Source organism: Cytophagaceae bacterium ABcell3 (assembly GCA_030913385.1).
Lineage (GTDB): Bacteria > Bacteroidota > Bacteroidia > Cytophagales > Cytophagaceae > ABcell3.
Genome location: CP133159.1, coordinates 3,466,276 through 3,484,262 on the forward strand (window position 1 = coordinate 3,466,276; position 17,987 = coordinate 3,484,262).

Consider the following 17,987-nt stretch of genomic DNA (forward strand, 5'->3'; position numbering starts at 1 on the left):
AACACCATGTCTGACATCATCAAAGATATACCGATCCTTACCGACAAGGACAAAACAGCTTGTGAATTGCCCAAAATCACACCGGACAACAATACTGGCAAAAAGCGTAAACTTTATATAGAAAGCTACGGCTGCCAGATGAATTTTTCAGATAGTGAAATTGTCATATCGATCATGAATGACAACGGTTTCGACACCACATCCGATGCAGAAAAGGCTGATGTGGTTTTTCTAAACACCTGCTCCATTCGGGAAAATGCTGAGCAAAAAGTAAGAAACCGTCTAAACCTTTTCAATCACCTGAAAAAGAAAAAACCGGAACTGTTGGTAGGGGTTTTGGGATGTATGGCAGAACGGTTAAAAGCCAAGCTTCTTGAAGAAGAAAAAATAGTAGACCTAGTAGCAGGGCCTGACGCCTACCGTGACCTACCCAAGCTGGTCGGCGATGTAGACGAAGGCAACAAGGCTGTAAACGTGTTCCTTTCCAGAGAAGAAACCTATGCAGACATTAGTCCGGTAAGGCACAACAGCAATGGTATCAGCGCATTCATCTCCATCATGAGGGGGTGCGACAATATGTGCTCTTTCTGTGTTGTCCCTTATACCCGTGGCCGCGAAAGGAGCCGTGACCCTTATTCGATCGTCAAAGAAGCGCAAGACTTGGTAAACAGAGGATATAAAGAGGTAACCCTGCTCGGGCAAAATGTAGATAGCTACAAGTGGAAACCTGAAGATGAAACAGAGCATGTAAACTTTGCACAGTTACTAGAAAAGGTAGCTTTGGTCAGTCCTGACCTAAGAGTTAGGTTCTCTACCTCCCACCCTAAAGACATAACAGATGAGGTGCTTTATACTATGAAAAAGTATGAAAACATCTGCAAATATATACATTTGCCTGCTCAGAGCGGAAACAGCAGGGTGCTTGAGGTAATGAACCGTACCTATGACAGGGCTTGGTACATGGAAAGGGTCGACCGTATAAGGGAGGTTTTGGGAGAAGAATGTGGATTGTCCACAGATATGATTGCTGGTTTTTGCGGGGAAACAGAAGAAGAACACCAGGATACTTTATCATTGATGGAGTATGTAAAATATGACTTTGCCTATATGTTTGCCTACTCAGAGCGACCTGGGACGCCAGCAGCTAAAAAATTCAAAGATGATGTTGCTGAAAATGTAAAGAAAAGACGCTTGAGCGAAATCATAGCGCTTCAGCAAGAACACAGTTTTTATAGAAACAAATTGGCCGTAGGCAAAACTTTCAAAGTACTTATAGAAGATTATTCCAAAAAACAAGAAGGTTACGTCAGAGGAAGAAATAGCCAAAACACCATGGTTATCTTCCCTCAGGGGAATTTCAAACCTGGAGACTATGCAACTGTTCTTGTTAAAGAATGCACATCAGGAACTTTATTTGGTGAAGTAGTAGAATAAAAGGAATAGTCTATGGACATTGCAGATCTGCAAAGTATAAAACAAAGGTTTGGCATTATAGGAAATGCGCCCGCTCTAAACCATGCCATAGAAGTGGCTGTACAGGTTGCGCCTACAGATATGACGGTTTTAATCACCGGTGAAAGTGGTAGCGGAAAGGAATCATTCTCCAAAATCATTCACCAACAAAGCCACCGAAAGCATGGTACATTTATAGCCATAAACTGTGGTGCGATTCCGGAAGGCACCATTGATTCAGAGCTTTTTGGTCATGAAAAAGGGTCATTTACGGGTGCACACGATGCCAGAAAAGGCTATTTTGAAGTGACCAACGGCGGCACAATCTTTCTTGACGAAATTGGAGAAATGCCCTTGAGCACCCAAGCAAGGTTATTGCGGGTACTTGAAAATAAAGAGTTTATCAAGGTAGGTTCTTCAAAGGTACAAAAGACAGATGTCCGGGTCATTGCCGCTACTAATGTGAACCTGATTGAGGCTGTCCATAAGAAAAAGTTCAGGGAAGACCTATATTATCGACTTAATACAGTTCCCATTTATGTACCACCGCTTAGAGAAAGAGGCAAAGATATAGAGCTGCTTTTTAGAAAGTTTGCTTCTGATTTTTCTGACAGGTACAAGGTGCAGCCAATCAGGCTTACCAATGAAGCCAAAGAAGAGTTGTTAAAATTTAGATTTCCTGGAAATATAAGGCAATTAAAAAACCTGGCAGAGCAAATTTCTGTTCTGGAAACAGAGCGGGAAATTGATAGGGACACATTAAAAAAATATCTTCCACAAGACTCGTCCTTACCTGCCTTACATCGTGAGTCAGGAACAAAAGATGACTTTTCGGAAAGGGAAATCCTGTACAAGATCCTTTTTGACATGAAAAAGGACATGAGCGAGCTGAAGAAACTGGTACTTGACTTGATGCAAAACCAAGATCCTGGGGTTATAAAAGAACACGAAGGCTTGTTTCACAATTTGCATGAAGAAGATTTTAGGAGCATGCCTTCATCTCTTCTGTTACCTCCAAAAGAAAAGCATGAGCCGGTCGTTATAAGAAATAAAGAAGTGGACCATGACAAGATTGAAGACATCATTCATGAAACAGAAGACGAAGAAGAGTCCCTATCGCTCGAAGACAAAGAGAAAGAACTGATCATTAAAGCGCTAAGAAAGAACAAAAACAAGAGAAAATATGCTGCGCGTGATTTAGGAATTTCTGAGAGAACACTTTATAGAAAAATCAAAGAATACCAGATAGAAGAGATCTGATGATAAAGAACCTTTGTACCCTTTTGATCATTGCCCTGGTGTACTTGTCAGGATGTTCAGTAACCTACTCTTTTAGAGAAGGTTCGATACCGTCCGACATCCATAGTATAGCTATCAGGAACTTTAATAACGAATCAGGGAATGGACCTCCAAACCTGACACAGGTGTTTTCTGAAACACTTCGTAACTTTTACCAAAGCAACACAAGGCTTAACTTGGTAAACAACAATGCCGACTGGGAACTAGAAGGCTCTATTGTAGGCTATTCCGTTACACCTGTAGCACCGCAAGCTGGTGAATTAACAGGTTTGAACAGGCTTACTGTAACCGTAAACGCCCGTTTTACGAATAACAAAGACGAGGAGCAAAGTTTTGAGCAGCCCTTTAACTTCTATTTTGATTTTGAGCAAAACCAAACTTTGACTCAAGTAGAAAATGAAGCATTAAATGTGATCTTTAACCAAATTGTCCTAGACATTTTCAACAGATCCACATCAACCTGGTAAACGTTATAACAAGTGAACAAGCAAACTTTTACAACACTTATTAGAAACCCGGAAAACATTTCTGCTAACCTTCTTAAAGAGCTGGAAGAAGTGGCATCTACGTTTCCTTACAGCCAGGCAGCTCATATCCTTATCGCAAGGGCAGCACACGAAAACCATAGCATGTTGGCTGAGAAAAAACTGAAAAAAGCTGCTGCATGCACTGCCGACAGAAAGAACTTAAAGAACATCATTCAAAAAAAAACTAACAACCTTAAAGTAAAAGAACCAACAGGCCTTAACAGGCCAAGAGAAAACTCCAAGCCTCAAAACCGGATCAAAAACCTGCAGGAAGAACCTTTTAAAGAAGAGGTTTTTAGGGAAATAGAGGAAAACTTAAAGAAATTGCACCGGCTCAGAAAACTTGCGGACCTACACGTCCCAGGCCCAGTAATCATAGTAGAAGAAGCCCCTCCGCCACCTACTCCTGAGACTTCTTACGAACTACCAGTGAGCAACGACGACACCTTGCCTTCACTGGAAGAACTGCTGCCTGTTACACCCAAAAAAGCTCCCAAGCCAGCAAAAGAAAAAAAAGAGCAAAAAGCGAAAGAGAAACATGAACCTGACGCTAGCAAAAAACATTATATAACTTCCAGTCGATTAGATGATGAGTTAACGCTGGAAGAAAAAAACAAGCTATCAGATGATGCTGGGCTTATTTCTGACTACCTCAAGTTTATCAATACGGAAAGGGTCAAAAAGAAAAAAGACAAAAATGTCCAAAACGCTATTATAGATAAGTTTATCAAAGAAGACCCGACCATTCCGCCACTATCTTCTTTTAAGGTAAACCCTAACGCTCCACAGGAAGATTTGGCGGGAAAAACCATGAAAGCAAAACTCCCTGTGTCGGAAACTTTTGCCAAATTAATGATAAAACAAGGCAAAACAGATAAGGCTATAAATATTTACGAAGAATTAATTTTGAAATTTCCAGAAAAAAAAGCTTATTTTGCAAGCCAAATTGAAAATCTGAAAAACACATAAAGAAAACAAAAGAATGATTACTGCATTAATTGTCCTAATAATAATAGTAGCTGTTCTCCTTGTTCTTATAGTTCTTGCACAGAACTCTAAAGGAGGAGGCCTTTCAAGCACATTTGGAGGCGGAGCCAATCAGCTTATAGGCGTTAAAAAAACTGGCGATGCGCTTGAAAAAATAACCTGGGGTTTAGCCATAGGTGTTTTAGGGCTAAGCTTTATTTTTAATGTAATGGCTGACCCAGGTCCTACAGTAGATGAGGCTGAACTTACGCCAGCTGAAAGAAGATTGCAAGAGCGTCGTGGCCTTGGAGAAGGACAGCAACGTGAGCCTGCCGATGAGGACGCTGCTGAGTTTGAAGACGGAATTCCTCTTGAAGAGTTTGAAGAAGAAGGAGCTGAACAAGAACTTCCTGACCTAGACCAAGAATAAGAAAAGAACCTTTATAAACAAAAAAAGCCGCAAAATGCGGCTTTTTTTGTTTATAACATCTGGTCACTCTAAGAAAATACAATATAGCACGAAGCGTCTCCCCCTTCCCTCCTTATAACTCTTCTTTTCACATTTGTGTCTTAATTATAGCGCTGCTAAGCTTTGCGTCCCAAAAGTGCAGACTTATTGCTATTTTTCCACGCAATAAAAAGTTCTAAAGCATATTTCAGGTTTAAGCACTATAAATATGCTTTACCAACATTCTCTTGGCAATCGGGAGCAGTGTTTCCTGAAACGGGCACCTTACATTACTTTCTATCAGAAATGTTGCCGGGTTGGGCAGCTTCTTATATTTTCTAACCAATTCAATTTTTAAGGACTCGAATGTATTTCCAATACCTTTAGATATAGACTCTAGAAAGTTCATATGTATGCCACGATATTTTTCATCAGAACTTTCAAAAATCGTAACCTGATACTCAAAAACCTTGGCGTGACGCTCATCGGGTTGAGTCAAAAAAACATAGCCTTCATCTGGGTATAATGGAGAGATGCCAATAGGTGATATCTTAATTTTATCCGCAATATCTTCATAGATATCCTTTCCTTCTGAAAGAGACTCCCGGAATTTTGGTATAGAAAAACTGAGGATATCCTCTATCTCTTTCATTACCCCCTCATCGTCTACCAGCTTTTTGTAAATAATCTGTAGCTTTTCAAAGTCTGCCCTGGAAATTTCTTTAGGGAAATTTTCGTAAATAATCTTTTTATTATCCTTAATATCCAGTAAGTTTTTGTAATGGAAAACCAGATCAGAGAGTAAAGGATAAAGCTTTTTTTCCCCGAAATTTTTCTTTACATACTTAAAGTACGCTAAGAGTATATACTTTTTATATTCAAAATCAATAAGGCCTTCGGTCAGCCAACCTTCATTAAGTTTTTTCATAGCTCATTGGTTTAAACAATACGGCTGATTTTACTATTAATGAATTCAAACCTGGCTTTTACAATAGTTTTAACTATGGAGCAAAAACTATGTTTCGACTGCTTTAAAGCAAATTAACACTCGTTAAGAAACTATTGCGCTTCGTGCAGGTCTAACTTCTATCTTAAAAGATAAGCAAAAAACAAGAAAAAGTCAAGTGCTAATATGGCAGAGCGCGGACGCCGAATAGACAGGAGTGGCAACATTTTGTCAGGGAAAACATGCCATTTTTACAGGTTCTAAGATTGGCACAAGAAATGCAATAAGGGCGGGTAAGGAATTTAAATAAAAACTTAACCTTTAAATAAAAACGTAAAAATGTCAAACGTAAATCTGAAACCATTAGCGGACAGGGTTCTGGTTGAACCTGCCGCAGCAGAAGAAAAAACAGCATCCGGCATCATCATTCCTGATACTGCCAAAGAAAAGCCACAAAAAGGATCTGTGGTTGCTGTTGGAGAAGGCAAAAAAGACGAGCCTATGACAGTTAAGGTTGGTGATACTGTACTTTATGGCAAATACGCTGGTACAGAGCTTACCGTTGATGGTAAGGATTACCTAATCATGCGTGAATCTGACATTTTCGCAGTACTTTAATTAAAACTCAAACTAAACCTGAAACTTAAAAACATTTTTAACAAATGGCAAAAAACATATTTTTCGATACAAGCGCCCGCGAAAAACTAAAAAAGGGTGTAGACTCTTTGGCAGACGCCGTTAAAGTAACCCTTGGCCCAAAAGGAAGAAATGTCATCCTTGACAAAAAATTTGGTGCACCTGCCATTACTAAAGATGGTGTTACTGTAGCCAAAGACATAGAGCTAAAGGACGCTATTGAAAACATGGGAGCTCAGTTAGTAAAAGAAGTTGCTTCTAAAACTGCTGACCAAGCTGGTGACGGTACTACTACTGCAACTGTATTGACTCAAGCTATTTTTGCTGCAGGTCTTAAAAACGTAGCTGCCGGTGCTAACCCAATGGACCTTAAAAGAGGTATAGACAAAGCTGTTTCTGCAGTTGTTGAAAACCTTAAAAACCAGTCAAAAAACATTGACAGCTCTAACGAAATTGCTCAGGTAGCAACTATTTCTGCTAACAACGACCACGAAATCGGCAAAATGATTGCTGATGCAATGGACAAAGTTGGTAAAGATGGTGTAATCACTGTAGAGGAAGCTAAAGGTACTGAAACAGAGGTTAAGACTGTTGAAGGTATGCAGTTTGACAGAGGATACCTTTCTCCATACTTTGCTACCAACACTGAGAAAATGGAAGTAGAGTTGGAAAACCCATACATCCTGATCTATGACAAGAAGATCTCTGCTATGAAAGAGCTTCTTCCTATACTAGAGCAGGCTGTACAAAGTGGAAGACCTATCTTAATTATCGCTGAGGATGTTGACGGTGAAGCGCTTGCTACACTTGTTGTTAACAAAATCAGAGGTGCTCTGAAAATTGCTGCTGTTAAAGCTCCTGGCTTCGGTGACAGAAGAAAAGCAATGCTTGAAGACATCGCTATCCTTACAGGCGGTACTGTAATTTCTGAAGAAAGAGGTTACAAACTAGAAAACGCTACGCTTGACTATCTTGGTACTGCTGAGAAAGTTAACATCGACAAAGACAACACTATTATTGTCAATGGAAACGGAAGCAAAGAAGATATCCAAGGTAGAATCCAGCAAATAAAAGCTCAGATGGAGTCTACTACATCTGACTATGACAAAGAAAAACTTCAGGAAAGACTTGCTAAGCTTTCTGGTGGTGTTGCTATCCTTTACATAGGTGCAGCTACTGAAGTTGAAATGAAAGAGAAAAAAGACAGAGTTGATGATGCCCTACATGCAACCAGAGCTGCCGTTGAAGAAGGTATCGTTCCTGGTGGTGGTGTAGCACTTATCAGAGCTTCTGCTGTGCTTGAGAGCCTACAAGGAGCCAATGAAGATGAAAATACTGGTATTGCCATTATTAAAACTGCCATTGAAGCTCCATTAAGAACTATCGTTTATAACGCTGGTCTTGAAGGTTCTGTAATTGTTCAGAAAGTAAAAGAAGGAAAAGACGACTACGGGTACAATGCTCGTGAAGACAAGTATGAGAACATGATCTCTGTAGGTATTATCGACCCTACTAAGGTTACAAGACTTGCGCTTGAAAACTCTGCTTCTATTGCTTCTCTGCTTCTTACTACTGAGTGTGTAGTTGCAGATGAGCCAGAGGAGAACGGCGGTGCTGCAGCTCCTGCTATGCCTCCTATGGGCGGCGGCATGGGCGGAATGATGTAATATCATCGTCTTGTATAAAGCTTATAAAAGCCCTGAATTCACTTTCAGGGCTTTTTCTGTATTCCCCTACAGTTTTATCAGTAAGCCAGTAGCGACCGTTAATTTGGGCTTAAAAGCAAATAACGATTCACGAAGCAATGCAGTCTTGCCCTCCAACTATCGGGGAAAAATTGCCTGTTACGGATACGGGTATTAAAATTAGCTAGTGGAACACCAGTTAAAGGACAAAAACTATTATGAGCTTTCAGAAACAACCATCATCTAAAAGGCTTCTTCAAACTTGTATCTTAACCTATACAATGCTAGTTTTGCCCTTCTGAAACGCAGACATGATGTGTTTGACCTCTAATACAATTCTGATAGACTGGCTTAAACATTTTAAAGAATTAACTCTTAAATATATTTCTGACAAAATTCAGGCGTTTACCTTGAAAATTGCTATATGATTCATTTTGACATCACGTCCGAATGGGTATATGAACACTACTACATATACCTACATTTAAGTATAGCTGATTCTGAAAATATTATTTCAGATAGTGACTTAGAAGCCATCAGGGCCAAAATATTCAGCTACATGGATGATGAACGCGGAGAAAACTTGATAAAAGAGGTGCTCAAAGAGTTTCGCTCACACTCAGAGACAGAGAGACGAGATTTTATAAAAGACAATGCATCTCGCTTTCTAAGAACAGACACCATCAGGCAAAAGGTTATCTGTGACCTGGAAAAAATAGCATCCGGAGATGAAGACGGGGAAGAACAAGTAATGTTCAGATATATAAGGAAGGTTATCAACAATATATAAGCCCCCCAAAACAATCCCCCCTAAGTAATTCTTTATCTATAGAGACCTCTAATAATTTAAAATGAAAAAGCTTATCCCGGTAGCCGCATCTTTCCTTCTTTCTTTTGGGTGTGCAGAAAAACCAGCACAAGACAAGCCTTTTTCCGAAGTCCCTTCTATCCCAAAAGACATAGACAATAGAGCGCTTTATCAACAAATGTATGCCAACCTACAAGAAGAAATGCCCACAAGGTCGCAAGTTAACGTCCCTGCTTACCCTAATGCGGTAGTTTTTTCAATAACCGATAAAGATGATGAAAAAGGTGTATTGCCCGGAGTAACGATAATGACAACAGATGCCCCTGAAAAGGTTCGAAAATTCTATCAGGACAAGCTTGATGACTGGAATTTTGATGAAAAATATAATGTCTTTTACCAAGACGAAGCTAAAAAGTTTCCTTTCGAAAAGTTAAACTCTATCCCCAATATAACTATCCATAAAACTGAAGATTCTCACCCAGGAAAGAAAATTATGCCAGAAGCACGTTGTTATATTAACATTGTTTATACTCCTAAAGAGTAATTAGGGCGCGCTGAAAAACGCCCAAAATGTTGACTTATTTATATTTGTGTAAAAATTATGAGGGATAGGTACATGGGTTTTTCGGTCATTTCTTAATTTACCGTGCACAGTAAATTGAGAGACTTTTAATCCAATACTTCTTTTGGGCTAGCCACAAGCGCACAATCTACTTTATGGCCTTACATTCGAAGGATTCCAATACGTCTTCATGTAAGGCCATGCGTACCTTGCACACTTGTGACTTTTTCAGCAGTCCCTAATTAAATACTTGTCAATAATCTATCTGGTGGCTAAACTGCCCATTTGGATAGTAAAACCTCCATCTCCCAGTTCTCCTATTGTTATTATAATTCCCCTCTGTTCTCAAAACTCCATTCTCATGGAAAAACTTCCAATGGCCAGAGCGCACATTGTTATTATAGTTCCCTTCTTCTTTCAGATTGCCATTTGGATAAAAAAACTTCCACTGACCACTCATTCTTCCGTTATTGTAATTGCCTTCTTTCATCAAAAGGCCATTGGGCCAATAAAACTTCCAATGCCCACTCGCAACCCCATTTTTAAAATTCCCCTCATGCCTCAAGCTTCCATCATAGTAATGGCTGTAGTGATACCCATTGTAATATGGAGGGGCTGTATGAACAAAAAAGCGAGAGGTGTCAGAAGGGAAAGGGGCTATATCATCTCTGGAATGTTTACGGCAACCAGTATCTACTAAAATAACAAGCAGAAGAAGAATAACAAGCAAAGAAAGAGGGTTCCGGTTCATTGTATAATATTCCTATTTTAAGAAAATAACACTAACAAAAATAAAAACTTAACCGCTCATTTACCAGTTTTAAGCATTAAAAAAGTTTTCATTACCAACTAACAAATACCAGCATTTACCCCTCATTAATTTGGTATAATCTTACGTCCGATGTAATTTCGGTTTTTATTACAGGCAAAATGAACTTTGATTTAAGCATATTGCAATGCCCTGTTACCAAACACGACCTTTCTGAAATAAAGAAAGAAGATTTTGAGCGTTTGGGTTTAACTGAAGACTTTAAGGGGCTTGGCAAGATAAATTCTGGGCTCATAGATAGCTCCCAGTCCTACTTTTACCCCATAGTTGATGACATTATAGTTTTACACGCTAACTATGCCTTGTACATTGGGAAAGACAAGGATATAAGAGACAAAATGTCTTATGACAAAAAGCGGGTTTTTGATTATTACAATGAAATAAACTACAAGACTCAGAATGCTATGAGCATTTATGAGGACTCTGCAAAGTGGGTCGACTATAGAGAGGTTTCGAAAGAATATATCCAAAACTCTTTTACCAAAGCGGCCAAGTTTTATCCGCCTTCAGGCAAGTATTTTTTAGATATCGCCTCAGGCCCTATAGGTTTACAGGAATATCTAAATCTCTCCAGGGGCTATGAATATCGTATATGTATAGATATTTCAATCAATGCCCTGATTCAAGCCAAACACAACTTTCAACACAGTGCAGAAAAAGGTATCTTTATCTGTGGCGACATTACCAACATCCCTATCAAGTCTAACATCTGCAATACTGTTCTTTCGCAACATACCCTCTACCACTTACCCAAAAAAGACCAAAAAACTGCTGTAGAAGAACTATACAGGGTGGCACTAGATGGTGGAGGTCATGTTGTAATAATTTATAGCTGGTTTTGGCACGGATGGTTTATGAACATTGCCCTAAACGTGGTACAGTTATACCGTATTGCCAGACATTTGGCTGGAAAGCTTTATGTTAAGTTAAACCCTAAAACGAAACCTCGGCTTTACTTTCACGCACACAGTCCGTCGTGGTTTAAAAGAAGCTTTTCTTTTAGCGATAAGATCGAGTTTTACTGCTGGCGAAGTACAGATATCTACTTTATGAATATGTATATACACAAAGGTCTGGGAGGCAAAAAAATTCTACGCTTATTGCGCAAGCTAGAAGACAAATACAGCCGCTTTTTTGGTACTTTTGGAGAATATCCAGCCATTGTAATTAAAAAATAAAAAAACCGGCACTGGCCGGTTTTTTTTCTATTCTGAAAGATCCTTTTTCCTTTTCAGTCCTTTTAACGGATTGTAGCCGTTCAATTCTTTCTGATAATACCCTGTACCATCATAAGGCCTTTTTTCTGGGTGACAGCGACACTCTTCGGAACATGCGCCTTCCATTTCCCATCCACAGTTTTCACAAATAGGTACATGACGGTTACAAACAGAGTTTGCACAGTTGACCATGCGATCACACTCTACACCACACACGTAACAAGTAGAAACTACCTTTGGGTTAACTTTATTCACGTCTACCACTACCCTATTGTCAAACACATAGCATTTTCCTTCAAAATCCTCGCCACCGGCTTCCATGCCATACTTAATAATTCCACCGTGCAACTGGTACACATCTTCAAACCCCTGTTCCAAAAGGAAAGCACTGGCCTTTTCACATTTGATGCCACCAGTGCAGTAAGTAAGGATTTTCTTCCCTTTTAAAGGTTCCAATTCCTTCACTTTTTCAGGAAAATCCCTAAAATTTTCAATATCAAGCGTCAGCGCGTTCTTAAAACGACCGATTTTATGCTCATAATTGGACCTCACATCCAAAATTACCACATCTTCCTGATCTTTGAGCTTTTTAAACTCTTCAGGGTTGAGGTGCTTGCCAGTTTTATTTTTTGGATGCAGCCCATTTAATCCAGAATGCACAATTTCCGGCTTGACCCGTACATGCAGCTTTTGAAAAGCATGTTTGTCTGCATAATCAACCTTAAAATCAGTATCAGCAAAACGAGGGTCTTCCTTGACCGCTTTCATATACGCTTCACAATCTTCAACACGACCGGAAACAGTACCATTCAAGCCTTCAGAAGCTACTATAATTCTGCCTAGAATGCCCAGAGACACGCAAAAACGATGATGCTCTTCGCGAAATGCCTCAGGATCTTCAATGTTTGTATAACAATAATAAAGTAGTATGGCGTATTTCTGTTCCATATGAATAGGAATGGTAATTTACAGATATAAACAAAATCATCCCAAAATTACTACTTTTTAAGGAAAAAAACCTACGAATTAATAAGTAGGTTAACTAGGGCGCGCTGAAAACGTCAAAATTCCAATATGCCTTCATGTGTAAGGCCGCATAGATTTCTTCCGTCAAACCCTATATTGTGCAGTAATTTTGGGATAAAATGCTTAATCTATGCTTTTGGCAGGATTTCCAAAAACAGTTTCGCCATCTTTAACATCAGAAACCACCACAGAACCAGCACCTACCCTGGCCTTTTTGCCAATGGTCACACCTGAGACGATGGTTACTCCTGAACCAATAAAAGCTCCTTTGCCAATTTTCACACCTGAATTGATGATGCTACCAGACCCTATCTGAACAAAGTCATCCAACTGTGCATCAAAATCGACTGTTGCATTGCAACTGATTATGCAGTGATTGCTAATTCGCGCATAGCTATTGACAACTGCTCCTGCATTGATCATATTGCCGTACCCTAAAAACGCATATTCTGAAACAAATGCTTTTTGATGAATCGCATTTACAGGCATTATCTTACGGTCTCGCAGCATGGAAACCATAGTTTCTCTGTACTGGTTATCATCTGAAGCTATAAAAGCTTCACATTTTTTACCCAAGTACTGGAGAAATCCTTTATCATCAGTACGGCCTAGGACAGCAATATCTCCAATCTCTTTTCCATGAAGCTCATTGTCGTCATCAAGGAAGCAGTAAATTGTAACATTGTTACTTTGAAAGATATCTAGAGCAACTTTCCCCAGTCCTTTAGCGCCAAAAATCATGACAGGGTTCTTCATCTTCATATTTTATGTTTTTGCAAAATTATAATTTTAGAATAATAAGAAAAATTTAACCTGAATTATGCGATAGATTTCGTCATGAGGAGCAAAATAACAATAAATCAGCACTTTTGGGTCGCAAAGCATAGCAGCGCTATGGTTAAGACACAAATGTGAGCGATGCGACTGATTTGAAGTTATTTTGTTACGCAATAGAAAGTTCTATTCATATTTTCAGGTTTAATACAACAGCAGGAGCAGTTATAGTACAGGTGATAAACAAGCCAATCACAGCGAAAAGTTCATTTATTGAGAGAATAAACCAAGATAAAAGCATCTTTATGCACCTCCGAGTATTTTTTTAAATCTATTCCTGAAGGCAAGTTTTTTCCCACAGGAAGCACCAGAAAATCATAAACGGCTTTCTGCGCTTCAAAATCCACTTTGGTTTCAAGCCCCTCTTGGTTGACATAGTGTTTAAAAAAAACATGGTAGATATCATCACCGGCAAGGATACGCCGAGGTTTTGCCTGAATAATTTCAGGAACAGTGGCGTGTAACTTCTGATAAAAAGGAAAACCGGTAGCCATTTTTCGCTCGTGTTCCTCCACACCATAACCGACCACCAATAGTATAACAGCCATAGGAAGGGCTACCAGCCACTTCCGAACCTGCAAAGCGCGCTGTAAAAGATGGGCTATTAAAACAACAGCAGGGATGGCCATAAAAAGCAGCGTACGGGGAAATGGAAGCACCCGCTGAACAAGCAAAATGGCAGGAATGATACCAAAAAAACAAATAAGCATAACAAACTCCTCCTTTCGTTCCTTTTGTGCCACTAAGGATGATAAGGACAAAACAAGGCAAATAGCGACCAAAACCGCAACAATTTTAGTTTCCCAAACAAACACTTGAACATCAGTTAACCATTGAGGGATATTTGCAAACATTTGCTGATAATCCATGGGTTGAATCCAGCCATTCTCAAAAACAGCTTTCCAACCGCTAAATAACATTACTGGCGCATATAAGAAGGCGACTAAGACAGCAATAGCAATATGGCTAAGGACAAATGTTTTTACAGGGTACTTTTTATATAAAACAAAGACCAAAAGCTGACTGATCAAAAGGGCCGCATAGGGATACAAAAATACTGGAATGGTATAAAAGCCAAGCACAGAACATATTACAAAAACAACCTTATAAAAAACAGATTCATAAATCTTTAAGGCCGTATAAAAGGACATAAGGGTAAACAAAAGCATAAGTATATACCCTCTTCCATGAGCAGCATAGAATAACATTGGGGCAGCTCCTACAAAAAAAACCAGCCCGCCAATAGCTGGCCAAAAACCATAAGTTCGATACAACCAAAGAAATACACCTGCCATCAATATTAACGCACAAACCATTACTGGCAGCCGCATAATCACGATTGGGTTGGAAGTAAAAAGGGAAACCCAATTGCACATGTGCAGGTATAATATATGGTTATTAGGCCCGGGATAATAAGCAGAAATGGTCCCGGCCCCTTTACTTACCAGATAAACAAAAGAAAAAGCCTCGTCTACATGAAATGGGTAAAAGAAAGCAATGCGACCAATATATATACCAAAGCCCAGCAACAAACATCCTACAAACACCTGCTGCCACCTATGCATGCCACCAATCGTCTCTTTTACCTTTAGAGTAAAATCAGCCCCTCCTTTTTCGAACAGTTTTGCAGCATTGACTATTTCATCAGCATAGCGAATACAGAATATTCCTCCTATCGTGTAACTTATTAGGGAGGCAATCAGGAAAATTTTTAAATTTAGGATTCGTTCTTGTGTAAATATTTCTTTTGCTAAAATTTTTATATCCAAACCTGTCGCCCGTGATAAAAAGTATAGCAAGCTTTCAATATTAAAGAACACAAAAAAAATAAAAACAACCAGGACCAAGCCTCCTAATAAGAGGGAAAATCTAAACAAGTGCCGCCATATGTCGGGGGTTCCGGTTGTATTCATTTTCAATTTCAAGATATATGACAGATAAAAATAAGCAAAAGGTTTTAATTATTTGGCTAGTACTGCTGCTTATACCTTTTATCCTGTTGACAGACCTGTTTCCTTTAATGCGCTTTGGAATGTTTGCCGAGCCGGTAGTACACACAAGCCAAAAAGAAAAACTAGAAATATTCATTTCAGAAAACAACGGTCGCAAGGTCTTTGACAGTATGAACATCAACCTTTCACCAAGCGCATTTTTTTATTTATGCCGAAACTATTACTACAGAGACGAGTCAGCCCTATTATTGGAGCGGGTTGCTAACCTGTATAATAAAAACAACAGTACATTTTACCTATATAAAATTACCTTAGCAGACAATCCTGCACAGAATGATACTTTAGTAGTAGCATCGTACAAGAAATGATTGAAACTAGGAAAAATAACCTATACTACCTACTAGCCATTGTTGCGCTTGCCACTACCCTGTTGCTTTATTGGTTCACCGTAAAACCTTTGGTAGTACTTGCCTATGAAGGAACGGAACCTCTATGGTTTAAAAACATTCTTGAATTTTTCTACCCTAGGTTTTATATTGAAAAACACCGGTTTTCTGCACCATTCTTTTTAGAAAAGTCAAACCAGATCATTTTAAGGTTTTCGATGATCGCCCTACTAACGATTATTGCTATTTGGGCTAACACGAGGACATCTTTTGTAAGAAACTTTATCAAGAACCAGTTTACACACAAACAAGTCAGCACTAAAAATATCAAGACAATAGTTGTTCTTTTCCATCTTATCCTGTTGTTTTTCAGCGCTGAACTTACTGAGTATTTACTATCTGCTGGCAACTTAGGCGTATTCTACAAGCCTATCCCCCTATTTAACATGCTGCATTTAAACTGGCCGCCATCTTGGTTGATCTTTTTAGTAGGTATACTACAAGCAATAGCATGTTTGCTCAGCATACCCTTGAAAAAGTGGTCTTTCTATTCATCTGTATTGGCAGCAATATTGTTCATTTACCTGCAAGGCTTATCCTACGGTTTCGAAAAAATAGATCATGGCCTAGCCACCCTCACTTATGCTGCCATGCTTATGCCATTTTTGGTCAAAGGATGCTATAAGGCAAAGGAAAAAAGGCAACATCTACAGAATGCTTTCTGGTTAAAGTTGATTATGCTGAGCATTGCAATGCCTTATTTTCTTAGTGGATTGGAAAAACTATTTATCAGCCACTTCTCATGGGCTACAGCAGCCACCTTTAGAGGCTATCTTCAGTTGCACAATGTACCTGCAGGGCAAGCGCTAGCCCAGTCCGATTTTTTTAGCCACACCTTACCTATACTGGCTTTAGTATTCCAGTTAGGATTTACCCTTGCGGTGTTTATTCCCAAAACCAGATGGGTGTTATTACCTATAGGAATCATCTTTCACATGAGCACTTACGTATTCTTTGGGGTTGGAGCCTTCTATTCTCCCTGGTGGTTAATGTACCTCTTTTTTATACCTTGGGACCGACTCAGTTTTAAGAAATCAGTTGGTGCTGCTTCATAAGGTAAATACCTCCGTTGCATTCCAAACAACGTTTACGCCGGCAGTAGTCCCTATAAAGCTGAATGCATGCCTGACTATCAAAAGCATTTCTTACCTCCAAGCCCAAGTTCTTGTAAAGCCTTGAAATCCTATTGTTTTCCGCCCCAGTAGATTCTAGTAAGGCAATTGCTTTGTCCATAAGCAGCTCATTGTCTCTTAATTTTGCGGTACAAGCTAATAAAGGCGCAATGGAATTAATAACAATATTTTCTACAGACGATCTCCCAAGCCCTGAAAGCGCCTTATCCACAGGTTTGTCAAATACGAAGTGATTTTGCCAATAAGTCGACACTTCTACATCAAACAGATCTTCCGCTTCTTTTGTATGCTCCACATTAATCAAAGCTGTGTACAAGGACGAAAGCTTATGTATAAGTGCAGCCAACGAAGCAATTTTAACCGTAGGAAAACCAGCAGGCCTGATCCGTAAAAACTTCCACTCATGACCTTGAAGCGCTTTGTTCTTCAAACCGTACTTCTGGGACAGAAATTCAAACTCTTTCTTTAGTTGATTAGGGTAGCTATCTTTAAACGAGCCATCCAGCATACCGGCCATTCCAAACAACAACGCCTCCATCTGCATGAGATTGGAACCATGCTTACGAAGAATTTTCAACGGCAAGGCTTTACCCAACATTAAAAAAGGTTCTGCATTAAGCTTAGAGCCAAAATTCATTGCCAATAACTGCCAAGCAGCCTCCTCCATGTCATTATTGTTTTCTTCGTACAGCGCATATACTTTTTCAGCTTTTACATGCAATCGCTCTACAAGCACCCTATCCAACATGGCTAGCTTTTGGATATCTGGTATTTGGCAAAACTGTACAGAACAAGGTATAATCCCAGGAGCATTTAAAAACTGACGGTACTGCTCATACATTTTTGGACTGATCCTGTTTTTGAGCTCAATAGTTGGCACAAAAGTACCATCTGCACGTTGTACAGGACAGTCATCTTGCCATACCACATGCAGTACTACATTGTTATAAGCCCTGTCGGTATGGTGCCGGTGCTTTTTCCAATCCGAAGCGTTGATATGAATTTCCACGCTACCGGACCATTCAATGCCACCTGTCCGGATGCGTGCATTGTAAAAATCGGCCCCGGCATTGGTATTCTTCAGACCTTGATGGAGGATATCTACCACCTCTCCATCGCTTGTTTGGAGTGTTTCTTTGTCAAAAAATTGAAACTCCCAAATAAAGTGTAGGAAGGATTCTTTCATCATAGCTACTGATATTCAGCAGCTATGAAATTAAA

General features: G+C 39.4%; 18 protein-coding genes. 12 read left to right on the forward strand and 6 right to left on the reverse strand.

What is annotated here, in order from left to right; all coding sequences use genetic code 11:
• Positions 1-6: 6 nt before the first annotated feature.
• From miaB to secG, 5 genes are read left to right on the forward strand one after another with little or no spacing between them, the layout of a single operon-like run.
• Positions 7-1,434, forward strand: coding sequence for a tRNA (N6-isopentenyl adenosine(37)-C2)-methylthiotransferase MiaB (gene miaB, locus RCC89_13900; protein WMJ74252.1), 1,428 nt, complete (start codon positions 7-9; stop codon positions 1,432-1,434).
• A gap of 12 nt (positions 1,435-1,446) precedes the next feature.
• A complete protein-coding gene (locus tag RCC89_13905; protein ID WMJ74253.1) occupies positions 1,447-2,712 on the forward strand; it encodes a sigma-54 dependent transcriptional regulator in 1,266 nt (421 codons plus the stop codon).
• The gene (locus RCC89_13910) at positions 2,712-3,218 is read left to right on the forward strand and encodes an LptE family protein (protein ID WMJ74254.1); all 507 of its coding nucleotides are present in this window, start codon (positions 2,712-2,714) and stop codon (positions 3,216-3,218) included. Before RCC89_13905 ends, RCC89_13910 begins: the two co-directional genes overlap by 1 nt.
• 12 nt (positions 3,219-3,230) lie before the next feature.
• Positions 3,231-4,247 (forward strand): hypothetical protein, encoded by a 1,017-nt coding sequence (locus RCC89_13915; GenBank protein ID WMJ74255.1) that lies wholly within the window; start codon positions 3,231-3,233, stop codon positions 4,245-4,247.
• Positions 4,248-4,260: 13 nt separating this feature from the next.
• The gene (gene secG / locus RCC89_13920; GenBank protein ID WMJ74256.1) at positions 4,261-4,674 is read left to right on the forward strand and encodes a preprotein translocase subunit SecG; all 414 of its coding nucleotides are present in this window, start codon (positions 4,261-4,263) and stop codon (positions 4,672-4,674) included.
• A gap of 232 nt (positions 4,675-4,906) precedes the next feature.
• On the opposite strand, the gene RCC89_13925 is transcribed toward secG, so the two are convergent.
• Complete coding sequence (locus tag RCC89_13925; protein ID WMJ74257.1) at positions 4,907-5,620, reverse strand: hypothetical protein; 714 nt, start codon at positions 5,618-5,620, stop codon at positions 4,907-4,909.
• 357 nt (positions 5,621-5,977) lie between these two features.
• On the opposite strand from RCC89_13925, the gene RCC89_13930 reads away from it, so the two are divergent.
• The 4 genes from RCC89_13930 to RCC89_13945 all read left to right on the forward strand — a co-directional run bounded on the left by RCC89_13930 (position 5,978) and on the right by RCC89_13945 (position 9,311).
• Complete coding sequence (locus RCC89_13930) at positions 5,978-6,256, forward strand: co-chaperone GroES (GenBank protein WMJ74258.1); 279 nt, start codon at positions 5,978-5,980, stop codon at positions 6,254-6,256.
• Positions 6,257-6,300: 44 nt separating this feature from the next.
• Complete coding sequence (groL, locus tag RCC89_13935; GenBank protein ID WMJ74259.1) at positions 6,301-7,941, forward strand: chaperonin GroEL; 1,641 nt, start codon at positions 6,301-6,303, stop codon at positions 7,939-7,941.
• Between the two features lie 442 nt (positions 7,942-8,383).
• Complete coding sequence (locus RCC89_13940) at positions 8,384-8,749, forward strand: hypothetical protein (GenBank protein WMJ74260.1); 366 nt, start codon at positions 8,384-8,386, stop codon at positions 8,747-8,749.
• 61 nt (positions 8,750-8,810) lie between these two features.
• Positions 8,811-9,311 carry a hypothetical protein gene (locus RCC89_13945; protein WMJ74261.1) on the forward strand — a complete coding sequence of 167 codons (501 nt, stop codon included), beginning with the start codon at positions 8,811-8,813 and terminating at the stop codon, positions 9,309-9,311.
• A 271-nt stretch (positions 9,312-9,582) separates the two neighbouring features.
• Here RCC89_13945 and RCC89_13950 read toward each other — a convergent pair whose 3' ends face one another.
• Complete coding sequence (locus RCC89_13950) at positions 9,583-10,080, reverse strand: toxin-antitoxin system YwqK family antitoxin (GenBank protein ID WMJ74262.1); 498 nt, start codon at positions 10,078-10,080, stop codon at positions 9,583-9,585.
• 179 nt (positions 10,081-10,259) lie between these two features.
• Between RCC89_13950 and RCC89_13955 the strand changes: the two genes are divergently transcribed.
• Positions 10,260-11,336 carry a methyltransferase domain-containing protein gene (locus RCC89_13955; protein ID WMJ74263.1) on the forward strand — a complete coding sequence of 359 codons (1,077 nt, stop codon included), beginning with the start codon at positions 10,260-10,262 and terminating at the stop codon, positions 11,334-11,336.
• Positions 11,337-11,363: 27 nt separating this feature from the next.
• Here the strand turns inward: RCC89_13955 and RCC89_13960 are convergent, their stop codons facing one another.
• From RCC89_13960 to RCC89_13970, 3 genes are all read right to left on the reverse strand, one after another.
• Complete coding sequence (locus RCC89_13960) at positions 11,364-12,323, reverse strand: rhodanese-related sulfurtransferase (GenBank protein WMJ74264.1); 960 nt, start codon at positions 12,321-12,323, stop codon at positions 11,364-11,366.
• 201 nt (positions 12,324-12,524) lie between these two features.
• Positions 12,525-13,157: an acetyltransferase gene (locus RCC89_13965; protein ID WMJ75662.1), complete on the reverse strand. Its 633-nt coding sequence runs from the start codon at positions 13,155-13,157 to the stop codon at positions 12,525-12,527.
• 284 nt (positions 13,158-13,441) lie between these two features.
• Positions 13,442-15,004 carry a hypothetical protein gene (locus RCC89_13970; GenBank protein ID WMJ74265.1) on the reverse strand — a complete coding sequence of 521 codons (1,563 nt, stop codon included), beginning with the start codon at positions 15,002-15,004 and terminating at the stop codon, positions 13,442-13,444.
• A 161-nt stretch (positions 15,005-15,165) separates the two neighbouring features.
• On the opposite strand from RCC89_13970, the gene RCC89_13975 reads away from it, so the two are divergent.
• Together RCC89_13975 and RCC89_13980 are read left to right on the forward strand one after the other, a co-directional pair.
• Positions 15,166-15,555, forward strand: a complete 390-nt coding sequence (locus tag RCC89_13975) for a hypothetical protein (protein WMJ74266.1) — start codon at positions 15,166-15,168, stop codon at positions 15,553-15,555.
• Positions 15,552-16,688: a hypothetical protein gene (locus tag RCC89_13980; GenBank protein ID WMJ74267.1), complete on the forward strand. Its 1,137-nt coding sequence runs from the start codon at positions 15,552-15,554 to the stop codon at positions 16,686-16,688. The genes RCC89_13975 and RCC89_13980 overlap by 4 nt, the downstream gene beginning before the upstream one ends.
• Here the strand turns inward: RCC89_13980 and RCC89_13985 are convergent.
• On the reverse strand, positions 16,660-17,955 hold the full coding sequence (locus tag RCC89_13985) for a DUF2851 family protein (GenBank protein ID WMJ74268.1): 1,296 nt from the start codon (positions 17,953-17,955) through the stop codon (positions 16,660-16,662). The two genes, RCC89_13980 and RCC89_13985, sit on opposite strands and share 29 nt — an antisense overlap.
• Between the last annotated feature and the right edge of the window lie 32 nt (positions 17,956-17,987).